This window comes from Verrucomicrobiota bacterium, from assembly GCA_037139415.1.
In the GTDB taxonomy this organism is placed as follows: Bacteria; Verrucomicrobiota; Verrucomicrobiia; order Limisphaerales; family Fontisphaeraceae; genus JBAXGN01.
The window spans coordinates 1-26598 of sequence record JBAXGN010000106.1 but is presented as its reverse complement, the minus strand read 5'-3'; the positions used below and the strand labels follow the sequence as shown (position 1 = coordinate 26598).

The following is a 26598-nucleotide window of genomic DNA, read 5'->3' as shown; positions in this document are numbered from 1 at the left end:
CTGAGGTTTGAAAAACTCCTGAATCATCCGCCGCCCGCCAAGTGACGCGCGGCGGGCGGGCACACATTGGTGAGAGCTGAGTCTGTTACCGCATCGCAGCCAGTCCGGCGACAATGGGGGGCTATGGCCAACAAAACCAATTCCCAATTAATTATTCAAAACGCCCGCTTGCGCGTTCCTGCCCATTGAATTAGAGTTGCGCTATGATTGCGATAGACGAATTACGATCTTTGCCAGTCGCTGAACGGTTGCGGTTGGTTGAAGATTTATGGAACTCAATCGCGGAAGATCCAAACTGCTTGGCGGATTCTCCCGCTGTGGTCGCGGAGTTGCGTGCCCGCAAGGCCCGTTTCATGGCAAATCCAACTTCGGGGATACTGTGGCAGCACGCGAAAAAGAAAATCCAATCCCTCGGTGCGTAGATCCATTATTTTGGTGATGATAATAAGAGCGTTTTCATTCAATACGTATTCCATTGTTCGCAAGCCCCTGGAAAGTTGAGTCGTCGGTTGCAACCGCCAGTTGGATAAGAAATCCCGTTTGACCGCATCACGGCCAGTTTGCTGGTTACGTTCACGCAACTCAGGATACTGTCGTCGCGGACCAGGTAGAGCCCGCCCGTCGGTACCCAAACGTTTGGAGCTTTTGCTTGATGCACCTGCCTCACCCAAAACCGAGGCATCGGAGTTCGGGTTTTCCAGTTCACCGCCGGTTCGCCCCGGAAACCAACTTACCCGGAAAAAATCACCCTTGATTCCCCAACCGGTGTGGGCGTAGGCTCGGCCACATGAATATGAGCCAAAAGCAAAGCTCCTTTGCCGTAACACGGCCAGTGAAGGCATGAACAGTGCCCAAAAGTAAATTTCTATCAGTTCTCATTGAGGAAACCTGCCAGCGCCTCATGTTTGACACCACTAACTTTGAAAACCTGATTGAATCATGAGCAATTCCGAACGCCGCCCCCTGGAGGAAATTACTCTCGTTGGCTATAAATCCATCCGTGAGCTGAATAATTTCCGGCTGCGCAATGGCTTGAATGTTCTGATTGGCGCCAACGGCTCGGGCAAAACCAACTTCATTCGCTTTTTTGAATTGCTTGGCCACCTGATGGATCCGAATAAGGGACTTCAAAATTATGTGAGTGCGCGCGGCCGTGCGGATGCCTTTCTTTTCCAAGGCATGAAGGTTACGCCTGAATTCAAGGCGCATCTTAAATTTGGCCGCAATGAGTACCAATTTACCCTTAAAGCGGCGGATGATCGGTCGCTGTTCTTTGCCCAAGAATCCGCGCCGTTTGATGGACCGCGGTTCGGCGCTATCATGAACGATCAAGGCAGCGGCCACAAGGAAAGCGCGCTTGTCCGAAAAATAGGGACTGCTAGCGAACAATGGGTCAAGGAAACTATTCGTGACTGGAGAGTTTACCACTTCCACGACACCTCACCTTCCGCCCCGGTCATGGGACTGTGCAACACGGTGGACAACGATACCTTGCACGGCAATGCGGCCAATCTCGCCGCGTTTTTGCTGAAGATGTCCACCGCGCACCCGCAGAACTACGCGCAAATTGAGGAGACCGTCCGCCAGGTCGCGCCTTTCTTTGGCGCGTTTGTGCTTAAAGAGGTCTCTCCCGGCCAGACGCAGTTGCTCTGGAAGGATCGCTATTCCGATCTGCTCTATTATCCGCATCAACTTTCAGACGGCACCTTGCGTTACATTTGCCTCGCCTCGTTGCTGCTCCAGCCAAATCCCGCTTCAACCATCATCATTGATGAGCCGGAGCTGGGGTTGCATCCTTACGCCATCAAGCTGCTCGCCAGTCTCCTTCATGAGGCCGCCGAACGCTCCCAGTTGATTGTGTCCACGCAGGCTTCCCTGTTGCTGGATGAGTTGTCCCCCGACCAGGTCATCGTGGTCAATCATCGTGACGGCGAGACTCTGTTTGAGCGGCAAAAGCCCGAAAGACTCCAGGAATGGCTCAAGGAATATACCTTGGGACAGCTTTGGGAGAAAAACGAACTGGGAGGCTTGCCGTGATGAAATGGTTGCGCCTGTACATCACCGTCGAGGGTCAGGCTGAAAAAGAGTTTGCGGACCTGGCGTTAAAGCCGCATCTCGCCGGTTACGCCATCGAGGTCCGGCCTCGGGTTGTGGTTACCAATCGCAAATTAGGAAAGCGCGGGGGAATTCTTGATTTTGCAAAAATCAAAGGGGATCTCGTCCGGTTGATGAAAGCGGACCACCATCCCGAAGCGCGCTTTACCACCATGGTGGACCTGTATGCCCTGCCTTCAGAATTTCCGGGATGGTCCGAGGCGCGTAACAAAAAAGAACCGGCTGAACGCGTTGCCGTTCTGGAACGGGCGCTGGAGACTGAGTTTGGCGAACCGAGATTCCTGCCGTTCATTCAACTCCATGAGTTTGAAGCGCTGCTTTATTGCGATCTGAGCGAGCTGCAGCGGCGCATCACCAACTCCGAAAAGGGCATTGCCGACCTGACCAAAGAGGTCCGCCACTTAAAGCCCGAGGACATTAACGAAGGTTCAACGACCGCACCCAGCAAGCGCATTATTCACCATGTTCCGGTTTACGAGCGGAGCAAGGTCCGCGTCGGGGCTCCCGCCGCGGCCGCAATTGGCCTAACCCATTTGCGTGCAAAGTGCCCTCATTTTGGCGCGTGGCTTACCAAGTTGGAAAACCTCGCGCCTGGCAATTCATAACCTGACCTGAGTAAGGTTTTTACCATAACGCGGCCAGTGAAAACATTCAATGTGCCTGAAAGAAATTTAGCAGTTTATGAGCCAGGTTAAAGAAAAGCGGGACAAAGGGTTTTGGCTGCGCGTGGTTTCATACATCGCGTCGGCCGGTTTGCTCGTGGCCATCATAGTGCCCCAATTTGTCAAAGCACGGACACATCTCAGCCCCTACGAAAACACTTGTTTTCTGAACCAGCAGCAGTTCCTGGTGGCCTGTGAAGCGTACCGGGAGCGCCACCATCTGAAACCGAACGCCGCTATTCAAGTCAGCAACCTGGTGAACGAATCCTTCCTGGAGCGGATGCCGACCTGCCCGGATTCCGGCCCTTACGGAGCCACCTTGACGGAGCACGGCATGTTGAACTGTGCCCATCTGCACCACGGCATTGTCGAGTTCACCAATGACCTGGCCGCCCGCGGGTTGTACCTGAGGTTTGAAAAACTCCTGAATCATCCGCCGCCCGCCAAGTGACGCGCGGCGGTCGGGTACGCATTGGTGAGAGCTGAGTCTGTTACCGCATCGAGCCAGTCCGGCGACAATTGGGGCTATGACTGATAGGAAATTGTTTTTTTAGCCATCGCGCTCTCTACCTCCGGACTGGCCGCGAGGCGGTTAGTTTAACCTCAAACACGCTGCCTTGTTTGCCGGTCTGAGACATTAATTCTTTCCCATGCTCCAATACCCGTACCAGAATATCGGCCCCCTGGCGTGAGACCTGTAGATCCAGTTGGCGACCCAGGAGTTGAATCGCATTCAACTGCATCATGGGCCATGATTCGGGCAGTCGCGGTGTCCATTGAAAGCTGTGGAAACTCAGCGGCTCAATGCCAAACAGGCCTTCGGTGATGACCCGGGCATACAGGACGGAAGGACTCAGCAGGTCAATGTCGTCCTCATCGGCAAAGGGGCCTCCATGGCCCAGCATATGACTTGTCAGCACAATACGGGTCTTGGCCAGGGCCAAGTCAGTGCGACCTGACTTGAACGCGGCCAGTAACGCATAGTAGGTCTCTCTGGCCCATTTGGTACTGCTTTCAGTGGACACGGCCTTGAGATTGACCTCCAGGGTCTCCGGCTTCTCCAACCACAACTTATCAGAGAACAGGGCATCCAAAGTCCCGGTCTGGCGCGGCTTCAGGCCAACCACCAACGGCAGGCTGATCCAGCCCCGCAGAAGGTCACCCCCTGCATAATAGCGGTAGGTTTCATACCCTTGGACCGGTGCCCCAAAGCAGGTTTCGATGGACTGAGCCAAGCCCTGGGCAAACTGATCAAACTGATCTGCTTGGGGCGTCTTCCCTAGGGCGCGGCCCAACCGGGCCGCCACCTGCAGGCCGCCATAGGCCAGTGCACTGGTGCTCAGGTTGGCCTGGCCCGTGGGCAATCGCCCCTCCAGCTCATCGGTGCGTGAGGCAATCACACCGGCTGAATTCAGGTTCATCTTCAGATAATCCACGCACCGCACAATCAGGGGCCACATCTCCTCGGCCCGCGTCGGGTCTGCCAGGGTCAGCAGGTAGCGTGACAGGCCATAGAGGATCATGGCTTCGTCCCCCCGGCCCCGTTGATAGGGCTTCAGATTGTAGCTTTCAAAGGACCCGGTGATCTGTTTGTCCTGCAGGCCATATTGGGCAATATCCTTGAGCCACACGCGATACATGGTATCAATCCCCTCTTCCAGATCGGCACTGCCCAGGAGCGGGACCAGCGGGCTGGCATATTCGGCGTTGTCGTTGGCCCAAAAACCACAGTAATAGGCCATGCTCCCGGTGGTGCTGGTGAGACCGGCTTTGGTTTCAATATTGGACAGCAGGATCCGCACCTTGGCCCATTCAAAGGTATGGTTTAACAGGGCATCCGGAGTCACCAACTTCAAGTGACTCAGCGCATACCGGACCCGATCCGCATGGGCCTGCTTCTCCCGGGCCAGATCAATCACCAAAGGCGGATCAGCCGCCGCACGCGCAGTGTAGGCCACAGCAAATTGCACGCTCTCTCCGGGTTGAAGCGTCTGTTGTGCCACACCTGTCACCCGATACTCCACCAGCCAATCCTGATCGGTTACCGCCTTGCGCCTCCACAGGATCGCCTGCACAGACGGCACCTGGATCTTCAGGGGTTCAGACAGCATGTTTTCAAGGGTCCAGGCCTGCAGGGCCATGCGCTGTTCAATCGAGGGAAAAAGTGTGCGGGTGGCACGAACCCCTTTTTGGGGTGCATACAACACATGGAAGAAGCCGTCATAGCGATAGGCCGTACGCTGACTCGGCACCCAAGACACGCCATTGACCAGGATGTCAGGCAAGTCTGTGCCGCGCGTGTCCTGGCCAGGGATCTTCAGGGACTTGTCCCGCACGTCGCGTTTAAAAATCGGCCACTGCACTTCCGGTCCCTTGACATACGCAGCTTTGCCATCATCTGCAGGAAAGGAAATACGCATGATGACACGCTTGCCATGGGTTACCAATTCGACTGGCTTGTCCGGCAAGGCAACCCGTCCGTTTAATTCACAACGAAGCGCGCCATCCGCCTCAAAAGACCAGCGCGGATTCACAGCCGCAATCGTGGGCATGGCCCATCCCAAAACCAGGCTAAGGACGATACCGAATACCCACCTGCTTTTGCGCAGAGTGTGATGGTGCCTGGCATTCATACCGGTGTATTTCAATTGCAAAGCCATGGAATTGATAAGAATTCGATTTTTGGGGACGTTACCACTACCACCGACTTGATGCGGGGCTGTTCTTGAGCATGAATTTTCAGTTCGCTGCATGAAGTCAGAATGCGCGTTTTCTCGCTGGGTGTCAACCGATGGGAAACCGATAGGTGCGCCTGATAATGCGATGGTGTCAGGCCATGTCGATTGGCTGGATGACTAATGTCCTTCCTCTGGTATGACCTTGACATGGTCCGGATAGGGGCGCTTTGAGAAGGTCTGGAAGTAGGTTAGGCAGACATTTCTCCAGTGCTCCGCGTCCTTTTCCTGAATGGCTAAAAGTTGAGCGACGAGGCGCTGTTGCTCGGGATCTATGGTGCCCGAAAATCCATCCCACACCTTCCGCGTCTGGTGTACCCAATTGACGCCGGATTGGTAGTGGAGGCACAACTCGTCCCACATCGTTTTGCCCGAGGCCATTCGATGATCCCATGGTATGTGATGAAACCAGAGCAGCAGATTTTCCGGGCACGTCTTAAGATTGGCAAACAAATCCCGTGCGCCTGACTGATAACAGTCTATGCCCGTACTGCCGGTGCTGGTGCGATCAAACCCAAGGCCGATTTTATCGGCGCAATGGTAAAGCATGCGACTTGATGGTTTGGGGACATAATGCGACGGATGTCCCATAAGATGCGTCAAGCCGATGGGAGTTTCGTAAGAGACGAATGCTTCGTGAGACTCCATCATGATTTTAACAATTTTTTGTTCCGTCTCGGTATCGGATTTAAACGTCATGTGAACCCACTCCCGGGCAATATCCTCTGCCCCGAGTTCGGGGTTCCAAGCGAGGCGACCGAAGGCATACCAATTGGCCTGGGCGAAGGGATGTTCACACCAATTGCGAATGTCGCTCACGTTTGCCACCCCAGCCATGCCGGTGAGCTTTTGCGGGGACAACTGACCTTCCAGCACCTTGGTTACCGTTGATCCGGGACCTTGGGCGAAGGTGTCTGCTTGGAGGAATTCCTTCCACATGGTTCCCAAATACACCAACATCTTGCCCTCTCCGGTATATTCTTGAACGATTTGCACTTCGGCCATTAGTGGCGTCTTAGGCATGGCGCCAAAAAGAGGGTTAAAGGGCTCCCTTGGTTGAAAGTCGATCGGTCCATTTTTGACCTGCAACATGACGTTCGATGCGAAGTGTCCGTCGAAGCCATGTAATTGATCGTAGGCTTGTGCGGTCCGATCTCCGTCCCTCCCTCCACCTCTTTTGTCGTACACGAACGTTCTCCATATAACGATGCCCCCATGTGGAGCCAGCGCATTTCCCAGCATGTTAGCGCCATCGGCATGTGTACGGTGGTACGTCAACGGGCCAGGCTGTCCCTCGCTATTCGCCTTGACCAAAAACCCGCCAAAATCAGGGATTAATGCATAAATTTCGTCGGCCTTTTTCTTCCAATAGACTATGACATTTGAATCCAGTGGATCGGCCGTGTTCAGGCCGCCCAGAACAACTGGTGCAGAGAATTTAGCACTCAGATAGACGCGAATCCCATAAGGGCGAAGGATTTTTGCTATTTCCTGAACTCTTTTCAATTTTTTGGCATCCAGATATAAGCTATTCGCATTGACGTCATTCAGCACAGTCCCATTGATCCCGATGGACGCATTGGCCCGTGCGTAATCGCGCACGCGGCTCTCATCAAGTGGGGTGGGGCTCCATGTCCAGATTGATTTCCCTGAATATCCATTGGGGATTTTCCCGTTTAAATTATCCCAATGGTTTAGCAGGCGCAGCTTGAGTTTTGGTTGTTCGTTGATGGCCAGATCTGTGACAGATAATCCTGTTTGAATGCGGCGCAACAAATCAAAGCTTCCGTAAAGCTCGCCCAGCTTTCCCGTTGAGGCAATCACGGTCACGGCGTGACCGTTCATTTTTATGGAGCGGATAGAATATCCTTCCGGCCCCAAGGCCTCAATTTCCTTTACCCAAGGTAAACTTGCGATCAGGGGAGAATTTTGCGGCGTCCCTATCACGAGGATCCCGTCATGATCGACCGAATTGACCAAGGGTATTGTGCCTTTGGTCAATCCGCCGATGCCAATCAAGAGTTCGTTTTTTATCGCATCTTCGGTAGGCGACCCGGTGGCGATCAGCAGCGCGGCAAAGGTATTACGGCATTGGCTTAATCGTGCTGAATCTGGGATTGGGTCATAACGCATCCACAGGCGATAGCCGTCATCGGCATACGCTTGGGTAAATTGGCATCCCACTGCCATTAATAAAATTAAAAAACTTGTAGGCAGGATCATGATTCTTTTGGTTTTGTGCGATGATGTGGTGTGGGGAGGCATCTGCTTTTGATTAACTGATAGGAAATTGGTTTTTTTAGCCATCGCGCTCCCTGCCGCCAGACTGGCCGCGAGGCGGTTAGGGAGCATTACGGTTCGACTTACGATCATAGTGAAGCAGACTAAATCCAGCGTATGGAGCGGTCAAGACCGGGATTCGGGATCAAACCCTGGCAGTTTGATAGTCAATAAAGAGATCCACCGCGAACGGATTAACTAAAAGCCGCAGTTAAGCCTCACGCCGAGGAGGGTTGAACGGTTTGGGCGAACCATTCGCTTGGATCCAGCGGCGTTTCATAGGTCAGGAGCCACAGAAAGTTCCGCTGCGTTTCCAACTGCGGCGCAGTTCACGTCAACCAGCATAATAGCCTCTGATAACAGGCGTTTAACGTCGCCCACCAAGTCGGACTTACCGCCAGTTTTCACACCTTCTGGCGGCCTACCGTGCCATCATCGGCGCCGTGCTAAACCACTGGCGGAGGCCATCGAACACCAAGTCGCGAGTGGACGCTTCAAGGACTTTTCCGCCGCCATGCAAGAGGCGGCCTAGGTTGACTTCATGGCACCCCTCAGCATTTATCAGGAATACGGAGTAACCAAGGACGAAGTGGATCGCGCCGCTAAAAACATCCTTCGCCAGGTGGAACAAGAGCGAAAAACAGGCAAACTCAAACCTTGGAAGGGCGGATCCGGAAGGCGTGTCGTCACGAAAAAACCCGCGCCGGAATCCAGCGCGGGTTTGTGAAAACTGGCTTGGCTGAAATTAACCCAAGCGCTTCTTCAGCTCTTCGAGTTCCTTGGTCAATTCGACCGGCAGATGCGCGCCATAGACCTTGTAGTAGTTGGCGATTTCATCCGCTTCCTTCTTCCAGCCTTCCTTGTCCACGGACAAAAGCTGGCTGAGGTCTTCGGCTGGCATGTTCAGGCCAGCCAGGTCGAGCCCGTCCTTAGCGGGCAGATTGCCAATCGGCGTCTGTTCCGCCTTAGCGGTGCCTTCCACGCGTTCGCAAACCCACTTGAGCACGCGGCTGTTGTCACCGTAACCCGGCCACAACCACTTATCTTGCGGGCTCTTGCGGAACCAGTTGACGAAGTAAATTTTCGGCAGCTTGGAACGGTCCGTCCGCTTGGCGAAGGACATCCAGTGAGCGAAGTAATCCGCCATGTTGTAGCCGCAGAACGGCAGCATGGCGAACGGATCGCGGCGGAGCACCCCGGCCTTGCCCAAGGCGGCGGCGGTGGTTTCAGAGCCGCAGGCGGCCCCCATGAAAACGCCGTGTTCCCAAGAGAACGCCTCGTTCACCAGCGGGATGGTGGACGGACGTCGTCCGCCGAACAGGATCGCCGAGAGCGGCACGCCTTCCGGCTTTTCCCAATCCGGATCAATGACCGGGCATTGGCCCGCCGGAGCAGTGAAGCGGGAGTTAGGATGGGCACCCTTGCGACCGGACGCCGGAGTCCATTCCTTACCTTCCCAGTCAATACCCTTGGCCGGAGCCGGCACGCCCATGTCTTCCCACCAGATGTCGTTTTCGGGCGTAAGCACCACGTTCGTGAAGATCGTGTTCTTGGCGCAGGCCTTGAGGGCGTTCGGATTCGACTTCGCGGAAGTCCCCGGGGCGACCCCGAAGAAACCGGTCTCGGGGTTCATCGCGTACAAGCGGCCATCCTGGCCAACCCGGATCCAGGCAATGTCGTCACCCAGGCAGGAGACTTTCCAGCCCGGCAGGCTCGGCTGCATCATGGCGAGATTGGTTTTGCCACAGGCACTCGGGAACGCGGCGGCGACATAGTATTTCTTGCCGGCCGGCGAGGTGATGCCCAGGATGAGCATGTGCTCGGCCATCCAGCCTTCGCGCTTGGCCACCACAGAGGCGATGCGCAGCGCCAGGCACTTTTTGCCGAGCAACGCGTTGCCACCGTAACCCGAGCCATACGACCAGATCGCGGGTTCTTCCACCAAATGGACAATATATTTCTTCTGCGGATCAGGCTCGCACGGCCAAGCCACGTCTGCCTGCCCGGGCTTCAACGGAGCACCCACCGAATGCATGCAGGGGATATACTCGCCATCGCCAAGGTTCTGCAACACCGCCGTACCGGTGCGGGTCATGATGTGCATGTTGACCACGACATAGGGAGAGTCGGTGATCTCGATGCCGATCTTGCGGATCGGCGAAGTCAGCGGCCCCATGGAGAACGGCAACACGTACATCGTGCGTCCGGCCATGCAACCGTCGAACAGCGCCACCATCTTCTGCTTCATCTCAACCGGATCGGCCCAATTGTTATTGGGACCGGCTTCCTCCTTGGTCTTGGAGCAAATGAACGTGCGGTCTTCCACACGGGCGACGTCGCTGGGATGCGAACGCGCCAGGAAGGAATTCGGACGCAACTTTTCGTCCAGTTTAGTGAACGTGCCATGGTCCACCATCAACTGGCAGAGTTTATCGTACTCCGCCTGGGTGCCGTCACACCAGTGGACATTCGCGGGTTTACACAGTTTGACCATCTCCTCGACCCAGGCGAGGAGCTTCTTGTTGTTTGTTGGAGCAGTAGCCATTTTATTTCTATTTCAGTGTTATGTTACCATCGGGATACCGCCGGGCACCATACCAAACCCGCCGGTGGCGGTTCAACGCCGCCAAAATCCGGCACTGTTTACAGGTCAAAACGCCTTTTGGCCAGCACAAAATGAATTTTTTTTAAATATCTCGGCCCTGGTATAAGGACGGGGCGGGTAGTGGGGCACCACAATTATCGGCTTTACGCTCTGGCTTGGGACGTCTAACGTTTTCCCATGAATGTGTTCGTCACCGGCGGAGCCGGATATATTGGATCGGTGTGCGTGGAAGAACTGCTCAACGCTGGATACGCAGTCACCGTATGGGACAATCTAAGCGAAGGCCACCGGTCGGCGGTGGATCGGCGCGCCACGTTTGTGCAGGGCGATCTCGCGGATCGCGCCGGGCTCGCGCGGGCGGTCAAAGATTCCGGCGCGGAAGCAGTCATTCATTTTGCCGCCAACGCCTTGGTGGGAGAATCCATGACCAATCCTTCCAAGTATTTCCGCAATAACGTGGCCAGCGCCTTGAACCTGGCGGATGCCAGCGTGGAAGCCGGAGTGAAAAAGTTCGTGTTCAGTTCCACGTGCGCCACCTACGGGATGCCGGAAATCATGCCGATGACCGAGGTGTTGCCACAGCGCCCGGTGAATCCGTATGGCGAATCCAAACTGATGTTTGAAAAAATCCTCCTGTGGTACCAGCAATTGCACGGCCTGGAGTTTGTAGCGTTTCGCTACTTTAACGCCGCCGGCGCCAGCCGCCAGTTTGGGGAGCACCATCGCATTGAATCGCATATCATCCCCAACGTGCTCAAGGTGGCGCAAGGGCAGAAAACCCACTGTGAAATTTTCGGCACGGATTATCCCACGCCGGACGGCACCTGCATCCGGGATTATATTCATATCATTGATCTTTCGCTGGCGCATATCCTGGCGCTGCAACCAGGCAAATCCGGCTTCTACAACCTGGGCAACGGCGATGGCTATTCCGTGCGCCAGGTGATTCAGATGTGCGAGAAAGTTACCGGCAAGAAGATCACGGCGCTTGAAAAGCCGCGCCGTCCGGGCGATCCGCCGCGTCTGGTGGCCGCTGCCGATAAGGCACGCCGCGAATTGGGCTGGGTGCCGAAGTACCCCACGCTGGAGGCGATCGTTTCCACGGCTTGGGATTGGCACTGCACGCATCCAGACGGATACCCTGATTGAAATGAATCCGCTGGCGACGCTGCGTTTCAGGTTCTTGCAGAGGTTGCGCGCGGCCACAATTTGTCTGGTGACAAGTGTGGTGACCGGGGGAACGATGGCGGCAGAGCCCGTTTTCTCAGATGTCTTCCTGGCTGGCAAGGATACGTTCAAATCCATCCGCATCCCCTCGGTGGTGGTGACCAAAAAGGGAACCGTGCTGGCCATGGCGGAAGGCCGTTCGGCCCATGCGGACCAGGCGAATAACAAACTCATCCTCAAGCGCAGCTCCGATGGCGGTTGCTCCTGGGGCGCGCTGGCAATCATTGCCGATGACGGAGCCAACTGCCTGAATAATCCGTGCGCCGTGGTTGAAGCACAAACCGGCCGGGTGCTGGTCATGTATCAATCCTATCCGGCGAATATCTCCGAGCGCAGCGGCAAGCTCCAGCCCGGGTTGGATGGCCCTTCGGTTGTGCGCAATTACGTGATTCATTCCGATGACGACGGGGTGACCTGGTCCAAGCCGATGGATGTCACGCGCACCACCAAACACGCGCAAAATGTCACCATCCTGGCCAGTGGTCCAGGTATTGGTATTCAGCTCCACAAGGGACCGCAACCGGGCCGGTTGATTATTCCTTTCAACGAAGGGCCATTTGGCGTTTGGAATGTCCTTTCGGCATTTAGTGATGATCGCGGCGCGACCTGGCAACTGGGTCAGTCGGCGCCGGGCTGCCGGGTACCCAACCGTAAAGGTGGCGAAGTCAGCCTCGTCAACGAGGTGCAAATGGTGGAATTGGCAGATGGCAAGGTGATGTTAAACAGCCGAAAATGGGGCGGCAAAGCGGTGCGCAAAATTGCGGTCAGCCAGGATAGCGGCGCAACCTGGTCGAAGATTGAAGAGGAGCCGGCCTTGCGCGATCCCGGCTGCATGGCCTCGATCCTGCGCTACAGTTTTCCCGCAGTAGCGGAAAAAAGTCGCATCCTTTACTCCGGCCCCGACAGTGCCAAACGCGAGAACGGCACGGTTTATCTGAGTTACGACGAAGCGAAAACCTGGCCCGTCAAAAAGGTCTTGTGGCCGGCCAGTTTCGCCTATTCCGTGTTAACCAGGCTTCCCGATGGCATGATCGGCTGCCTGTTTGAAACCGATGGTGCCAACCGCCTGGTGTTTGCGCGATTCACGCTGGCATGGCTCACGGACAGCAAGGATTAGCCTGTGGCGACAATTCAAAGTTCAAGCGGTGTGCTTGGCATTGACGTCCCTCCTAACTAGCGGTTAGATTTAGCTTTTGAGATTGATGTGCGAATGAATGTGCGGAAGATATTGACTCCCTCACCGATTGAGTTTGAGGAGACTGAGGATACGTGGCTATTGGAGGGCGACGTGCGGGAGGTTTTGTCGCGCCTACCGGATAACTTCGTTCAATGTGTTATCACTTCGCCGCCGTATTGGGGATTGCGTGATTATGGCATTCCAGGCCAAATCGGTTTAGAGTCCACCTTGGATGGATATTTACACAACCTGACACAGGTTTTTTCTGAAATTCACCGCGTGCTGAAACCAGATGGAATTGTATGGATCAATATCGGTGATGGCTACACCAGTGGTAATCGTGGCTGGCGGGCACCCGATAAAAAAAATCCAAACCGAGCCATGGCAGTTCGACCGGACAACCCGCCCGGACTGAAAGACAAGGATTTGATAGGCGTGCCGTGGCGGTTGGCTTTCATGCTGCAAGCAAATGGGTGGTATTTGCGCAGTGACATTATCTGGCATAAACCCAATGTCATGCCGGAAAGTGTCAAAGACCGTCCCACCCGCGCACATGAGTATTTGTTCATGCTAACCAAGGAAGAGCAATATACCTATCATTCAAATGCGGTGATGGAACCAACGGAGGATGGAAAACAGCGCAATCGGCGCACGGTCTGGAGCATTAATACCACTCCTTCCATCGGGACTCATATCGCCTCGTTCCCGCAAGAATTGGTGGAGCCATGCATTTTGGCTGCCACTCAACCAGGAGATAAGGTGCTCGACCCATTTTCCGGAGTGGGCACGGTAGGGCTGGTTTGCCAACGGTTGCATCGTAAATATATCGGGGTTGAACTCAATTCACACTATGCTGCGGAAGCTGAACAATTATTAGCCAGAAATGGTCCCGCACGGCCTGCCAACGGTTCTAATTATCCACCCATTGAATATGAACATCAGGTTGCCCTCCTCGAAACTCCAGGCAAGCATCGCAAGCGAGCTTGAAAACCAGCGAAAAATATTTTTGCAGGAAGCACTCTGTGCTACTGTTCAAACCCTTGAAATCAAGGCGTTAAACGATGAACTAGACCAATTCGCTCCTGCCGCTGATTTGGCGAACTTGGCCAGCCGGGGAGTCCGTGGCGAGCTGTTGTTTGCCACCCCATTGTTGTTAACAAAGAATCCGCGTTTGTTGGGTTATTATCGTTTGCTGCTGGGATTCAGCCAAAAGGAATTTTATCAGAAGAGCAAGCTGGCGCGATTTGAAAGCATGGAAGCTAAAGGTGAAATTTCGAGCCGGATTAAGTCCGAATTGGAACCGCTGTGTCAGGCTTTAATCCAACGCGCATCAGAGATGGCGAGCCTGATTGGCTTTGCCAAAATTTCGCTTCAACTGTTGGACAACCTTACATTGTTAACCTTGGGACCGCAGATGCGCGGTAGCCGCAACACGCAAATTGGTAAAGAGGCCAACCAAGTGGTGTTTAATTTGATCGAGCAAGTGGTGGCTCATGCGGTGCGTGCCAAGCAAGGGAATTTGCTGGAGTTGTTAAACGCTTCTAAGCGCAAAGTGCGAATCATCTTTGGCTCGGATCCGGACATTCGTATTCAAGAAGAAATTTCGTCTGCCACTACGAAGAATATTGTAGCCATCGAAATCAAGGGTGGTGCCGATAAGTCTAATATTTGGAATCGGCTTGGCGAGGCTGAAAAAAGCCATCAGAGTGCCAAGCAAAATGGGTGCGTTGAGTTTTGGACCATTTATAATGTTTCCAATTTGGATTTGGCGATGGCGAGGGAAAAGTCGCCGACGACAACGCGCTTTTTCGAACTGCAAGCCATTAGCACCATCCATTCCGCCGCATATGAAGATTTTCGTGACCGGTTAGTTTCTTTGGTTGGTATTAAGGCTGCTCGGGCGAAACCATCAAAAACGCAAAAATAAGTAGGCAAAGGGTGATTCGATGATTTGGTGGTTAACTGCTGCCAAATCCATTTTTTCGCTTGCTGCCGGGTGGCGGAATGCTAGTTTCTACAAAAATTATGAGTACCCATTCGCCTGTCAGCCGCCGGGGCTTTATGAAAGCCTCCTTGCTTGCTTCCGCCGCCGTCCCCCTCAGCTTGAATGCCCAGCCGTCCGCCGCTCCCGCCGCCCCCACGCCGGGAACTGCGGTTGCGAAGGAAACGCTCCCGCTGGGCAAAATCGCCGGACAAGAATTCAGCCGGATGATGCTGGGTGGTAACTTGATTTCCGGTTGGTCGCATTCGCGCGATCTGGGCTACGTGTCCGCCCTGATGAAGCATTATAATACGGAATCCAAAATCCGTGAGACGCTGGAACTGGCCGAGGCCAACGGGATCAACGCCATCAACACCTACGTGCAGGATAATAACACGTCCATTTTCAACCATTGGAAAAATGGTGGTAAAATGAAATGGTTTGCCCAAGTGCGGCTCGATCCCAAGAAAGGCTATTCCCAGATCAACCGCGCGGTGGACGAGGGCGCCGCCGGCGTGCATGTCAATGGCGACGCCGCCGAGGGCCTGCTGAACAATAACGAGTTTGAAAAAGTTGGCGAGATGGTGGAATTGATTAAATCCAAGAAGCGCATTGCCGGCGTAGCCGCGCACGATCTACGGGTGATTGTCGAAAGTGTCAAAGCCGGACACGACGTGGATTTCTACCAAAAAACCCTGCACACGCACGAATACTACACCGCGCCAAGAGCCGATGAAACGGGCGCATTAGGCGCACACGACAATTCCTGGTGCAGCGATCCCAAGGCGGTGGTGGATTTTATGGCCACCGTGAAGAAACCGTGGATCGCCTTCAAAATTCTCGCGGCCGGCGCGGTTCCTCCCCGTTTGGGTTTACCTTACGCCTTTTCCAGCGGAGCGGATTTTGCGCTGGTGGGGATGTTTGACTGGCAGATTGTCGAAAACGTCAAGCTGGCCCGCCGCTTCGTCTCGCTGTACTCCGGTAAGGATTCCAAGCGCACACGTCCTTGGTGCGGATAGGCCAACAGAGAATTGGCCGCGTGAAAGGAAAGAATAACTAGGGTGGACGAGGCGGCCAATCAGCCGGCTATTTGTCTTCCAGCAGGGTGATGACGATGAACCAGGAGTTGTCACCCTTGTCTTCGCCGCCTAAAGTCAGGAAGTCACCTTTGTAGAGGGATTTCACCGTTTTGGTGACCAGCTTGCCCTCGCCATACAGTTTGACCTCCACCTTCGGCCCTTCCATCTCGGTGACTTCAAGCTCGCATTTCTTGCTCATGTGGATCCGTTTAGTCGAGCGGTTGGGAACGGATTCCTGAACGGCTTTCACCTCGAAGTAATTTTTCCATTTGAAAATTTTAACGAGTTTTTTGGCGAGATCAGCGGACACGGGCTTATGAGCGGAATCGGGAGACTTATCCGCATTGGTGCCCCACACTAACTTGGCGTCAATCTTCAAATCACCTGCTTGAACGGCGCAGGCCAACCCCATCACCGCCATCAGGAGCAAGCAGACCCACCGACCCCGGCATGTGTTCCCTGAACTGTTCACACGGTTACTCGTTCGTCATCTCATCTTCGGGATCGGCACTCTCGGCCTCCTCGGTGTCGCGGTTGACAATCCACACCACCGACATTCTTTCCGCTTGATTGTGAAACGATAAGGACTGGGTGTGTTCAGACATGTTTTCGACTTCGACCGCTTCATATCGGGCACCGGTCATCCAGAATTCAGTGCTGCCCATCGCGAGCAACATAAACAAGGCAAAGCCGGAGATCGGCTTGAGATAGCGGCGCAGCATGACCCACCAAGGCTGGGAGACCGGTACCGTCTGGCGCTCTTCCCGTTCAATGGCTTGCTGGATTTTGCTCCAATAAAACTCCGGGCTTTCCGGCACCTTGACGCTGGTTTCATTACCGCGCAGGGCTTCACGCGTCAGGCGCAACTCCGCCGCCAGACCTTGGCCGTCCGGACTAGTGGCCAGCCACAACTCCACTTGCTTGGATTCTGCCGGGGTCAGTTCCCCGTCCAAGTAAGCCATCACTCTGATTTGTTCTTCGCGATTCATGACTGTAATTCGTCTCGTTTGTAGCCTGCCAGCAGGGTCGCCATCTTGCGACGCGCATAAAACAGGCGTGACATCACGGTGCCAATCGAACATTCCATTCGTTTGGCGATTTCCCGATATTCCAACTCTTCAAATTCATGCAGGACCAACACCGTCCGGTGTTCCGGCGTCATTAACGCCAGCGCCCGATCTATTCTCACGCGGAGTTCCTGTCGTTCCAAGCCCTCCGTCGGATTAACGTTCACCACGGGCATTTGACGTTCCACCCCGCCGTTTTCTTCATCCAAACTCTCGATGGACTCGGCTCGTTGCCGTTTTTGTTTGCGCAGGTGATCCAAGCAGAGGTTGATGATAATCCGCGTGATCCAGGTCAGGAACGTCGAATCCCCCTGGAATTGCTTCAGCCGCTGCCACCCTTTCACCCAGGCTTCCTGCGAAAGGTCCACCGCCTCTTCCTCATTCCGAAGCATGCTGTATGCGCGGGCATATACCTTATCCCGATGCCGCATCACCAGCTCTTCAAAGGCGGGCATTCCGCCCCGTTGGGCGGCCTTTACCAGCGCTTCGTCGCTGAGCAAGCTATAATCCTTTCGCGTCGCCATTAGTGTGACGCCCCGCAGGGCCGATTTATTCAGATATTCGAGTATTCAACGTGCCCATCCGAGGCTTTTGCCACGGGTAAGCAGCGATAATTTACAGCAAACTTTGGCATTTGCGAAGCAGTAATATTTGTGGCGCACATGGAATCAGACATACCCAGAGCTAAGACGCAGACCAAACGGTGATCGGGAATATCTTTTGTATTCTCTTGGCGGCGGTCTCTGCGCTAGGATGCGCCCACAGTATGGCTGGAACGATGAATATTGCCTCACACTTGGTTGCCATGGCCGCCCATCAGCCATGGCGGCAAGCCGTGGTTTTTCCACAGGGGCGCGACGCGCAAGGGCGGGTCAGTTATACGCATTATACGTTTCGGCAACTCAACGAGATCAGCGATCAACTCGCCCGTGGTTTTGCCAGCCTGGGCATCCGGCGCGGCACGCGCACAGTATTGATGGTCCCGCCCAGCCTGGACTTCTTTGCGCTGACCTTTGCCCTGTTCAAACTCGGCGCCGTGCCGGTACTGATTGATCCCGGGATTGGCGTACGCAACCTGGGAAAATGTCTGGCCGAGGCATCGCCGGAAGCGTTTATCGGCATTCCCAAGGCGCACGCGGCGCGTTTGCTGCTTGGCTGGGCCAAACAAACGCTGACCATCAAAATCACCGTCGGCAATCACGCGCTATTCGGCGGATATACCTTGCGCGAGGCGATGCAAGGAGGATTGGGATCAGATGCGTTCAAAACCATCGTCCCGGAACCAGACGAAACTGCGGCAATCCTGTTTACCAGCGGCAGCACGGGCACTCCAAAAGGAGTGGTTTACACGCATGAGATTTTCACGCGGCAGGTGGAGCAAATACGACAGTTATACGGCATTGAGCCCGGCGAAATTGATCTGCCCACCTTCCCACTGTTCGCGCTATTTGGTCCCGCCCTGGGTATGACGGCCATTCTGCCTGACATGGATCCAACCCGCCCTGCACAGGTAAATCCCGTCAAAATTCTGGAAGCCATCGAAAATTTCGGGGTGACCAACATGTTTGGTTCCCCGGCGTTGATCAACCAAGTAGGGCGCTACGGCGAAGCCATGGGGGTAAAGTTACCCACCATCCGACGGGTCATTTCCGCCGGAGCTCCAGTGCCCGCCAAGGTGCTGCAACGCTTTGTGTCGCTGTTATCTCCAGGCGTACAGGTGTTCACCCCTTATGGCGCCACGGAGTGTCTTCCCGTGGCCACGATCGGCAGCAAGGAAATTCTTGGGGAAACACGCCAACAAACCGAGCAGGGCGCGGGCGTGTGCGTGGGCCGCCCCGTGCCTGGCTTGACCGTGAAAATCATCCAGATCAGCGATGCGGCAATCCCGGCGTGGACCGATTCGCTGCAACTGAAGGCCGGCGAGATCGGCGAAATTGCCGTCCAAAGCGCGCACACAACCCGCTCCTATTACCAACGTGCCGAAGCCACCGCCCTGGCCAAGATCCCAGATGCCAGCAACGTCGGCTTTTATCATCGCATGGGGGATGTGGGGTACCTCGACACCCAAGGGCGACTCTGGTTTTGTGGACGAAAATCGCATCGTGTGGTGGCGGGTAATAAAACTTTTTTCACCATCCCTTGCGAAGCTGTTTTCAACACGCACCCGGACGTGTTCCGCACCGCCCTGGTGGGCGTGGCACGCAATGGCGGGATGGAACCGGTGCTGTGTGTGGAACTGGAAAGCCCAGCCCGATCCCGCAAGCCGGAGGAATTGCGTACCGAACTCAGAGCCTTGGGGGCAAAACAGCCGCATACTCAAGCCATCCAAACCATCCTGTTTCATCCGGGCTTCCCTGTGGATATCCGGCACAACGCCAAAATATTCCGGGAGAAACTGGCGGTCTGGGCCAGCCAACAAAGGTCATGAAAGCGCTGGTCACAGGCGGTGGTGGTTTTCTTGGGCAGGCGATCGTGCGAAGTCTCAGGCGGCGCGGAACGGAAGTGCGCAGTTTCTCCCGGCAACACTACCCGGAGTTGGACGCGTTGGGGGTCGAACAATATCAAGGGAACCTGACGGATGCACCAGCGGTGGCCAAGGCGGTGGCCGGGTGCGACGTGGTTTTCCACGTGGCCGCCAAGGCAGGCATCTGGGGACCGTACGAGGACTATCACCAGATCAATGTCGTGGGAACCCAGCAGGTGATTGCCGCCTGCCGGCAACACGGAGTCAACCGCTTGGTTTACACGAGTTCCCCCAGCGTGGTGTTTGATGGTAAGGACATGGAGGGGGTAGACGAGTCAGTCCCCTACCCCAGCCATTTTGAAGCTCATTACCCAAAAACCAAGGCTCAGGCTGAACAATTAATCAAGGCGGCCAACGATGCCAGACTGGCAACGGTTGCGCTGAGGCCACATTTGATTTGGGGACCGGGCGATAACCACTTGTTACCACGCATTGTGGCCCGTGCCAAAGCGGGACAATTGCGCCGCATTGGCCGGGCCCGCAAATTGATTGATACGATCCATGTTGATAACGCCGCTGACGCCCATCTCCTGGCGGCGGAGCGCCTTTCGCCCGGCAAGACGGTGGCCGGCAAGGCTTACTTCATCTCCCAGGATCAGCCCATCGAGATTTGGGAAATGATCAACCGCCTGCTCGATGCGGCGGGCCAGCCACCCATCCAACGCACCGTGCCAAAATCAGTGGCGATGTTATTGGCTTGGTGTTTTGAGACCGCCAACCGGATGGCCCATAGCCCAAACGAACCACGCTTGACCCGATTTGTGGTGCGCGAACTTTCCTCCGCGCACTGGTTCAACATCAGCGCAGCCAAGCGGGATCTGGGTTACCGACCGGCAATTTCCATCGAAGAAGGATTACGCCAATTGAAGGCCCATACGCAAAACGAATCTTCGGTTTGAAACGAAACGTCATGTCTTCGCAATCGCCCATCAAGGACCGCGCCCGCTGTTTGAACCTGACCAACCAAGGCCAATCTAGGACAGCATGGTTTGCGCAGGTGAACCGAAGTGATCTCGAAAAATCGGCTACACACGTGGACGAACAAGGCGGATTCGCACCAGAGGCGTTCCTGAATGAGGATGAATTAAGGCAAGTACAGTCGTTTCGCTTTGCACCGCCACGGGAAAATTTTCTACTCGGTCGGCTGGCCGCCAAACTGGCCTTGGGAGCACTTTTAAAAGAACCAGATTGGCGGCAAATCCAAATTACCAAAGGCGTGCTCGGCCAGCCATTGGTCGCGTATGCGAGGCCCCATGGCGCAGAAGTCAGCCTGAGTCATTCGGAAGGCGTCGCGATTGCAGTGGCCTTTCCTCGGGAACATCCGTTGGCGGTGGACCTGGAAACGGTGGATGTCGGCCGGGCGGACACCATTAAAAAAGTCATGCCATTTTCAGCGGCAGAGACGCACTGGCTGCAATCCCGGGCGGCGAACGAACCCACCGCGCTGGTGTTGCTGTGGACCATCAAGGAAGCCCTCGGCAAGGTTTTGAAATGCGGGATTACGTGCCCCTTGGAATTGCTGGCCGCCGATCAAATCAAGCCCATCGGCGACGCTCTTTGGGAAAGCCACTACCGTAATTTTCAGCAGTATAAATGCCTTTCCTGGCAGCAAAACAACCAAGTTATCTCGCTGGTGTTACCCACGGCCACCGAAGTCACACTGCCGCCATGGTAGCCAGGAGTAAACAGATTTGAGCCTCTAACTAACGATTGTTTTCCTCAGCGGCGCACGGCACGGTTACGGCGTGGCTCCGGAATCAATCCAGGCGCGCAGCACGGCGATTTCTTCCGTCGTGGGCTGGGGTTTGCCTTCCGGGGGCATGTGGTCGTCGTCGCTTGGGGGCAAAGTCAACAAGCGGATCAGGAGACTTTTCCCGGCGTCGCCGGGGACCAGCACCGGACCTTTTTCACCGCCCGCTTGCATGGCAGCGAAGGAATCGAGGCGCAGCCCGCCCTTGGATTTTTCCGGTCCATGGCAGGCAATGCAGTATTTTTGCAGGACAGGTTGCACGGTCGTGACAAATTTACCGGCTGGTTTGGCGACGTTGGCGGAGGGGCTGGAAAACCAGGAACGAATGGGGGCCGGAGCGTAGCGGAAGAGGTAATCGCGTCCATGCGTCAAGGCCCCGCCGTTATGGCCGGCCACGGTTAAAAGCAATATCGTACCCAACAGGCTGAGGCGGTATAGGCGCAGACGCTTGAACCACCATAACCCGCCAGTGAGAGCGCTGGCGACAGCGGTGCTCACACCGGTCCAAAGGTGAAGCTGCAACAAACGCGGGTCATACCCGTCGCCTTGGGATAACAGCCAGCCGCAGAGTACGGTAAATCCAGTAGCGAGCACGATAACCGCCAGGATGAAGCCGGTTTCCGGTGCCGTGGTGGGCGATCGCCGCCAACACGCCCGCAATTCCAGCAACCCCAGCAGGACCAGAAACCCGATGGGCAAATGCACCAGCACCGGGTGCAGGCGCCCGAAAAACAAGGAAATATCAGCAACAGCCATCATGCGATTATCACGGCCAACATAGCCGTCAGATTGCGTTTGGCAAATCGGCGCGTCAAACCAGCACACTTTCCCGCTTTTCCACCGGCCACCGTTCCCGCATACTGGCCCCATGCAATGGTTGATCTGGATACTGGCGGCGCTCGCCGCGTTGAGCCTGGGAATCGCGCTCTGGCAATTCCTGGGCGCGCTGCGCTTTCCCCTGCACCAGCGGATTGCCGATCCTGCGTTTGCGCCCGGGCTCAGCCTGCTGAAACCGTTGAAGGGGTGCGACACGGAGACGGCCCGTTGCCTGCGCAGTTGGCTCGCGCAAGCCTATCCGGGCCAGGTGCAGGTGCTGTTCGGGGTGGCCAACGCGGCTGATCCCGTGTGCTCCGTGGTGAAACAGTTGCTCGCGGAATTTCCAACGAAAGACGCACACCTGGTGATTTGCGAGGAAGTGATGGGCGTCAACGCCAAGGTCTCCACCTTGATCCAACTCGAACGCCGCGTACGGTATGACACGGTGCTGGTGAGCGACGCGGATGTCGTGGTACCGGAGGATTTTCTGGCGAATGTCGTGGCCCCATTGCGCGACGCCAAAGTGGGGCTGGTGAACTGCTTCTATCAGCTCGGCAACCCGGTCAACCTGGCCATGCAGTGGGAGGCGGTGGCCATCAACGCGGATTTCTGGAGCCAAGTCCTGCAATCGCGCAACCTGAAGCCGCTCGATTTTGCCTTGGGCGCGGTGATGCTTGCACGCCGCGACGCGCTTACTAAAATGGGTGGCTTTGCCGCGCTGGCGGATTACCTGGCGGATGATTATCAGCTTGGCCATCAGATTGCCGGGCAGGGCTGGCGGATTGAGCTGTGCCCGCAAGTGGTGGAATGCCGGGAATCACCCATGAGCGCTGGCCAAGTGTGGCGGCACCAGTTGCGCTGGTCGCGCACCATCCGGGTCTGCCAGCCCGTTCCCTACTTCTTCAGCATCCTCAGCAACGCCACCGTATGGCCGGTGTTGCTGGCACTGGCTGGGCAAGCACCGCCATATTACGCGGCGCTGGGGATTTGCCTCACCGTCCGAATGCTGACAGCCACGATCTTGCAATGGCGCTTGACCCGAGCCAGCCGCCACGTTCCGTGCTTCTGGCTGGCCCCGATCAAAGACCTGCTCCAAGCGGCCATCTGGGCGCTATCCTTTTTGGGCAACACCATTGAATGGCGCGGACACCGTTATCGCGTTTTGCCGGGCGGGAAGTTGACTCCAGAATGAAATTGGAACATAAAATAATCGGCAGACAATCGTAGAATGCATCGCCTGCACATTGATACTGTTACAACAGTTGTTCAAACTGGTCTTTTGTTATACCTGCTTCTCGAATCAGCGCGCGGAGTGTCCCTTTTGCCAACTCGCGATGATTCGGTACCGTCAGCCGCCGTTGCGTGGGATGCCGCAGAATAATGTGGCTTCCACTTTGGTGATCTACCTCATAACCCAGTTGGCGGAACGCCTTGACAGCGTCCGCTCCTGAACAAACCGGCAAACGACTCATGCGGGAACCTCGACAACTTCTTCACGAATTGGAGGCGGCACTGGCTCTCCGTGTTTTTCCAGGCTAGCCAGATAGCCCTTGATGGCATCAGTAATGTTTGTCAAGGCTTCCTGTCGAGTGCCCCCTTGCGAAATACATCCCGGCAAAGCAGGGCACTCTGCAACGAAAACCCCATCCTCATCCGGTTCGATCAATACTCGAAATTTCATATGCCTACTCTAACTTCAAAAGCAACCTTGGTCAACCCGGCATCCCGTCATTTCGACACCAGCGCCCGGTGTTTCCCGAACACGCCGCGCAACGCCTTGCTCGCCTCGTCCTGAAGGGCTTGCAGTTCGGCATAGACCTTGACCGTCTTTTCGTCCGGCTGGGCGGTTTGCGCTTGATTAAGCGTCACAAATTGGCTGGTGATGTCCTGAATGACGACTTTTTCGCCCTGCTGCAAGCGCCAGCACCAGAGGGCCTGCAAGGCCGCGCCATAGGCTGCGCCTTCACCCACCTTGAGCGTGACCACTTCCGCGTTGAAAATATCCGCCATCATCTGCCGCCAGAACCGCGAGTTGGCGCCACCGCCCGTGGCACGAATCTGCGTCGGCTTCACGCCCAGCGTGGCCAACCGGCGCAACCCGTAATTCATGCCCATCGTCACGCCTTCCATGGAGGACCGGATGAAATGCGCGGCGGTAAACGTGCGGGTGTTGACGCCCAGCCATACCCCGGTGCCATCCGGCACATTGGGTGTGCGTTCGCCTTCCAGATAGGGCACCAACATAAGGCCATCGCAGCCCGCCGGCGCTTTTTCGCCCACTTTATCGAACTCGGCAAAATCCATTTTGAAATCGCGGCGCACCATCTCGGTGGCCACCGTCACATTCATCGTGCAGAGCAACGGCAGCCAGCGATTGGTGGAATCGCAGAAGGCAGCGATCTCACCCTGAGGATCCACCACGGGTTTTTCCGCACAGGCATAAATGGTGCCGCTGGTGCCGAAGCTGGCAGTGATTACTCCGGCAGCGGTATTGCCGGTACCGATGGCGCCCATCATGTTGTCGCCACCGCCCGCGCTGACCAAAACGTCCGTGCCCAGGCCCAGCGCCCGCGCGGTCTCCGCCTGCAACGTGCCGGCGGGTTGATCGCTCGAAATCAGCGGCGGCAGCTTATCCGCCAGGGCGGGATCAATCGCCTTGAGCACGGGAGAACACCACTGGCGTTTGCGCACATCCAGCAGCGCGGTGCCGGAGGCGTCGCCGTATTCCATCACCTTCTGCCCGGTCAGCCAGAAATTCAGATAATCATGCGGCAGCAATACCGAGGCCAGGCGCGCGTAGTTTTTCGGCTCATGGTTTTTAAGCCAGAGAATCTTGGAGGCGGTGAAGCCGGGCAGCACCGCATTGCCCATGGCCTTGATAGTGGCTTTGAGCCCGCCCACCTTTTCCATGATCTCCGTGCATTCGGCGGAGGTCGCGGTGTCGCACCATAACTTGGCCGGGCGGATCACTTCACCCTGGGCGTCCAGCGGCACAAACCCATGCTGCTGACCGCTGACCCCGATGGCCTTCACTTCGCCCGCGCGGGCTTTGGCCTGCTTAAGCGCGCCCTGAATCGCTTTGGCAGTAGCCGTGAGCCAATCTTGCGGATGCTGTTCCTTGGCGCCGGGTGGAAGATTGGGAATCAACTCATAGCCCGCCGAGGCGTTGCCGAGCACCTTGCCGTTGTTGGCGTCCACCACCAAGACCTTGGTGGATTGCGTGCCACTATCAATACCGAGTAAAAGTGTTCTCATAAAATTGTTACGATATTTTTATTAGAGGTAAGCTTGAACAAATTGGTGATGGTTGTCCAACCGGAAAAACAGGCGTTGGCAGATGATAAAAACACGCTGACGAAATCAGCGAACCTCGTAATAGGTATTAGGGGGCATTCATGAATGAGATTTACGAATCAAAATGGAAAGGGGACATGGCAAAAAGATTGGCTGGCATAAAAATTGGGAACCAGTTACCAGTGATCAGTCATCAGAAAAAAATCTCAGATTTCAGGGCGGAACTTATGGGACGAGTAAAACCAAGCATTGCAAATGGCCGGTCCACTTTCAGAATTGTGATGTTTTTGTGATGAAAACATTTTTTTGTCACAAAATGTTATAAAATTGTGATGAAATGAATTTTTTGACACAATTCTTTGACCGCGGATTGCACGGATGCCACGGATGGGAAATCGGCATGGCAAACAAATGAACTGGCAAAAAGATCATGACCAGAAGCCAGGAGTTGGAAGCCAGAAGATAGAATAGCCAAAACGGGCGACGGAGAATCGCCGGTGGTTGACTGCGGACTGCATCTATAGATGTCATTCATGGGAGCAGCATAGCAGGATTCAGGGGAAGGTGGTTGCCGCCGGGAGGAAAATAATGCAATGCGGAATGAAGGACAAGATTGACCGGACTGACAAGATTGAATTGGTCTGGGCGCGAAATCCGGAAGAGAAGTCACACCACTTGATACAAATACTTCTGAAATCCAGCGAACACCTTGCCAATTTCGTCCGGTCTGCCCAGGTCAGCTACAGCATCCGCAATGGAATCGTGATACTTGAGTTTTAGTAAGGGCGTGAGTTTGTCCTGATCCAGCTCCTCGACGCCAACCGTCACGTAATGGGATAACACGAAATCCAGGAATACCCGCTGCTTGGCGCTGAACTGGGTGTTGAGATACACCCTGGCGTTGGCGGCCCGAACTTCGCGGGTGAGCGGCGGACGGGCATAGGCGATATTGGCGAGCACGTCAAACAGGTCACTCTTCTCGGCATCAATGATCTTCTGCATTTCAGCCAGTTGCTCCCGGCCAAAGCCTTTTTCGGCCAGCCCTTGCAATAGCTTCTTCCGCGTATCCGGCACGCTCCATAGCTTGCGCAATTCTTCCTCGTTATGGAAAAACTCGGGCAGCTTCCCGAAGAGCAGTTCCATGAATTGATGTGCGGACATGGGTGTGCCATCCGGATGCCAGAAGGTCGTAGCCATCATGTGTTGGATGGTGCGCACCTTTCCGTCGGCAAGCTTCACTTTCACCTTCCGCTTCTTGTTGCAAATGCAATAGAACATCCCGCAAA

Annotated in this window: 25 protein-coding genes; 13 read left to right on the top strand and 12 right to left on the bottom strand. The window is 55.4% G+C overall.

Annotated elements, in window-relative coordinates:
* Positions 1–275: 275 nt before the first annotated feature.
* The gene (locus tag WCO56_18045) at positions 276–842 is read right to left on the bottom strand and encodes a hypothetical protein (GenBank protein ID MEI7731482.1); all 567 of its coding nucleotides are present in this window, start codon (positions 840–842) and stop codon (positions 276–278) included.
* Positions 843–939: 97 nt separating this feature from the next.
* On the opposite strand from WCO56_18045, the gene WCO56_18040 reads away from it, so the two are divergent.
* From WCO56_18040 to WCO56_18030, 3 genes are all read left to right on the top strand, one after another.
* The gene (locus WCO56_18040) at positions 940–2037 is read left to right on the top strand and encodes an AAA family ATPase (protein ID MEI7731481.1); all 1098 of its coding nucleotides are present in this window, start codon (positions 940–942) and stop codon (positions 2035–2037) included.
* Positions 2037–2720 carry a DUF4276 family protein gene (locus WCO56_18035; protein MEI7731480.1) on the top strand — a complete coding sequence of 228 codons (684 nt, stop codon included), beginning with the start codon at positions 2037–2039 and terminating at the stop codon, positions 2718–2720. Before WCO56_18040 ends, WCO56_18035 begins: the two co-directional genes overlap by 1 nt.
* Before the next feature lie 76 nt (positions 2721–2796).
* On the top strand, positions 2797–3228 hold the full coding sequence (locus tag WCO56_18030) for a hypothetical protein (GenBank protein MEI7731479.1): 432 nt from the start codon (positions 2797–2799) through the stop codon (positions 3226–3228).
* Positions 3229–3343: 115 nt separating this feature from the next.
* Here the strand turns inward: WCO56_18030 and WCO56_18025 are convergent, their stop codons facing one another.
* Positions 3344–5329, bottom strand: a complete 1986-nt coding sequence (locus WCO56_18025) for a hypothetical protein (protein ID MEI7731478.1) — start codon at positions 5327–5329, stop codon at positions 3344–3346.
* 303 nt (positions 5330–5632) lie between these two features.
* Positions 5633–7885, bottom strand: a complete 2253-nt coding sequence (locus WCO56_18020) for an alpha-glucuronidase family glycosyl hydrolase (GenBank protein ID MEI7731477.1) — start codon at positions 7883–7885, stop codon at positions 5633–5635.
* 448 nt (positions 7886–8333) lie between these two features.
* On the opposite strand from WCO56_18020, the gene WCO56_18015 reads away from it, so the two are divergent.
* Positions 8334–8519 (top strand): hypothetical protein, encoded by a 186-nt coding sequence (locus tag WCO56_18015; GenBank protein ID MEI7731476.1) that lies wholly within the window; start codon positions 8334–8336, stop codon positions 8517–8519.
* 18 nt (positions 8520–8537) lie between these two features.
* On the opposite strand, the gene WCO56_18010 is transcribed toward WCO56_18015, so the two are convergent.
* Positions 8538–10337, bottom strand: a complete 1800-nt coding sequence (locus WCO56_18010) for a phosphoenolpyruvate carboxykinase (GTP) (protein MEI7731475.1) — start codon at positions 10335–10337, stop codon at positions 8538–8540.
* Positions 10338–10574: 237 nt separating this feature from the next.
* Here WCO56_18010 and galE point away from each other — a divergent pair, with 237 nt between their 5' ends.
* The 5 genes from galE to WCO56_17985 all read left to right on the top strand — a co-directional run bounded on the left by galE (position 10575) and on the right by WCO56_17985 (position 15801).
* Positions 10575–11546, top strand: a complete 972-nt coding sequence (gene galE, locus WCO56_18005) for a UDP-glucose 4-epimerase GalE (GenBank protein ID MEI7731474.1) — start codon at positions 10575–10577, stop codon at positions 11544–11546.
* Position 11547: 1 nt separating this feature from the next.
* Positions 11548–12741, top strand: coding sequence for a sialidase family protein (locus WCO56_18000; GenBank protein MEI7731473.1), 1194 nt, complete (start codon positions 11548–11550; stop codon positions 12739–12741).
* 93 nt (positions 12742–12834) lie between these two features.
* Positions 12835–13788 (top strand): site-specific DNA-methyltransferase, encoded by a 954-nt coding sequence (locus WCO56_17995; GenBank protein MEI7731472.1) that lies wholly within the window; start codon positions 12835–12837, stop codon positions 13786–13788.
* Entirely contained in the window at positions 13733–14728 is a 996-nt protein-coding gene (locus tag WCO56_17990) for an XcyI family restriction endonuclease (protein MEI7731471.1), read from the top strand. Before WCO56_17995 ends, WCO56_17990 begins: the two co-directional genes overlap by 56 nt.
* Before the next feature lie 98 nt (positions 14729–14826).
* Positions 14827–15801 carry a twin-arginine translocation signal domain-containing protein gene (locus WCO56_17985; GenBank protein ID MEI7731470.1) on the top strand — a complete coding sequence of 325 codons (975 nt, stop codon included), beginning with the start codon at positions 14827–14829 and terminating at the stop codon, positions 15799–15801.
* Positions 15802–15868: 67 nt separating this feature from the next.
* On the opposite strand, the gene WCO56_17980 is transcribed toward WCO56_17985, so the two are convergent.
* From WCO56_17980 to WCO56_17970, 3 genes are read right to left on the bottom strand one after another with little or no spacing between them, the layout of a single operon-like run.
* Positions 15869–16333, bottom strand: a complete 465-nt coding sequence (locus tag WCO56_17980; GenBank protein ID MEI7731469.1) for a hypothetical protein — start codon at positions 16331–16333, stop codon at positions 15869–15871.
* A 4-nt stretch (positions 16334–16337) separates the two neighbouring features.
* Positions 16338–16850, bottom strand: coding sequence for a hypothetical protein (locus WCO56_17975; GenBank protein ID MEI7731468.1), 513 nt, complete (start codon positions 16848–16850; stop codon positions 16338–16340).
* Complete coding sequence (locus WCO56_17970) at positions 16847–17452, bottom strand: sigma-70 family RNA polymerase sigma factor (protein ID MEI7731467.1); 606 nt, start codon at positions 17450–17452, stop codon at positions 16847–16849. The genes WCO56_17975 and WCO56_17970 overlap by 4 nt, the downstream gene beginning before the upstream one ends.
* Before the next feature lie 254 nt (positions 17453–17706).
* On the opposite strand from WCO56_17970, the gene WCO56_17965 reads away from it, so the two are divergent.
* The 3 genes from WCO56_17965 to WCO56_17955 are packed head-to-tail and all read left to right on the top strand — an operon-like array spanning position 17707 to position 21127.
* Complete coding sequence (locus WCO56_17965; protein MEI7731466.1) at positions 17707–19356, top strand: fatty acid CoA ligase family protein; 1650 nt, start codon at positions 17707–17709, stop codon at positions 19354–19356.
* Positions 19353–20351: an NAD-dependent epimerase/dehydratase family protein gene (locus WCO56_17960; protein MEI7731465.1), complete on the top strand. Its 999-nt coding sequence runs from the start codon at positions 19353–19355 to the stop codon at positions 20349–20351. The genes WCO56_17965 and WCO56_17960 overlap by 4 nt, the downstream gene beginning before the upstream one ends.
* 11 nt (positions 20352–20362) lie before the next feature.
* Positions 20363–21127 (top strand): 4'-phosphopantetheinyl transferase superfamily protein, encoded by a 765-nt coding sequence (locus WCO56_17955; GenBank protein ID MEI7731464.1) that lies wholly within the window; start codon positions 20363–20365, stop codon positions 21125–21127.
* A 63-nt stretch (positions 21128–21190) separates the two neighbouring features.
* On the opposite strand, the gene WCO56_17950 is transcribed toward WCO56_17955, so the two are convergent.
* A complete protein-coding gene (locus tag WCO56_17950) occupies positions 21191–21961 on the bottom strand; it encodes a c-type cytochrome domain-containing protein (protein MEI7731463.1) in 771 nt (256 codons plus the stop codon).
* Between the two features lie 109 nt (positions 21962–22070).
* Between WCO56_17950 and WCO56_17945 the strand changes: the two genes are divergently transcribed.
* Positions 22071–23210 carry a glycosyltransferase gene (locus WCO56_17945; GenBank protein ID MEI7731462.1) on the top strand — a complete coding sequence of 380 codons (1140 nt, stop codon included), beginning with the start codon at positions 22071–22073 and terminating at the stop codon, positions 23208–23210.
* Positions 23211–23271: 61 nt separating this feature from the next.
* On the opposite strand, the gene WCO56_17940 is transcribed toward WCO56_17945, so the two are convergent.
* The 4 genes from WCO56_17940 to WCO56_17925 form a co-directional block, all read right to left on the bottom strand.
* Positions 23272–23490 carry a type II toxin-antitoxin system HicA family toxin gene (locus WCO56_17940; GenBank protein ID MEI7731461.1) on the bottom strand — a complete coding sequence of 73 codons (219 nt, stop codon included), beginning with the start codon at positions 23488–23490 and terminating at the stop codon, positions 23272–23274.
* Complete coding sequence (locus WCO56_17935; protein ID MEI7731460.1) at positions 23487–23699, bottom strand: type II toxin-antitoxin system HicB family antitoxin; 213 nt, start codon at positions 23697–23699, stop codon at positions 23487–23489. The genes WCO56_17940 and WCO56_17935 overlap by 4 nt, the downstream gene beginning before the upstream one ends.
* A gap of 47 nt (positions 23700–23746) precedes the next feature.
* Positions 23747–25273 (bottom strand): xylulokinase, encoded by a 1527-nt coding sequence (xylB, locus tag WCO56_17930; protein ID MEI7731459.1) that lies wholly within the window; start codon positions 25271–25273, stop codon positions 23747–23749.
* Positions 25274–25978: 705 nt separating this feature from the next.
* Positions 25979–26598 (bottom strand): type I restriction-modification enzyme R subunit C-terminal domain-containing protein (locus WCO56_17925; protein MEI7731458.1); only part of this gene is annotated, 620 nt, incomplete at its 5' end.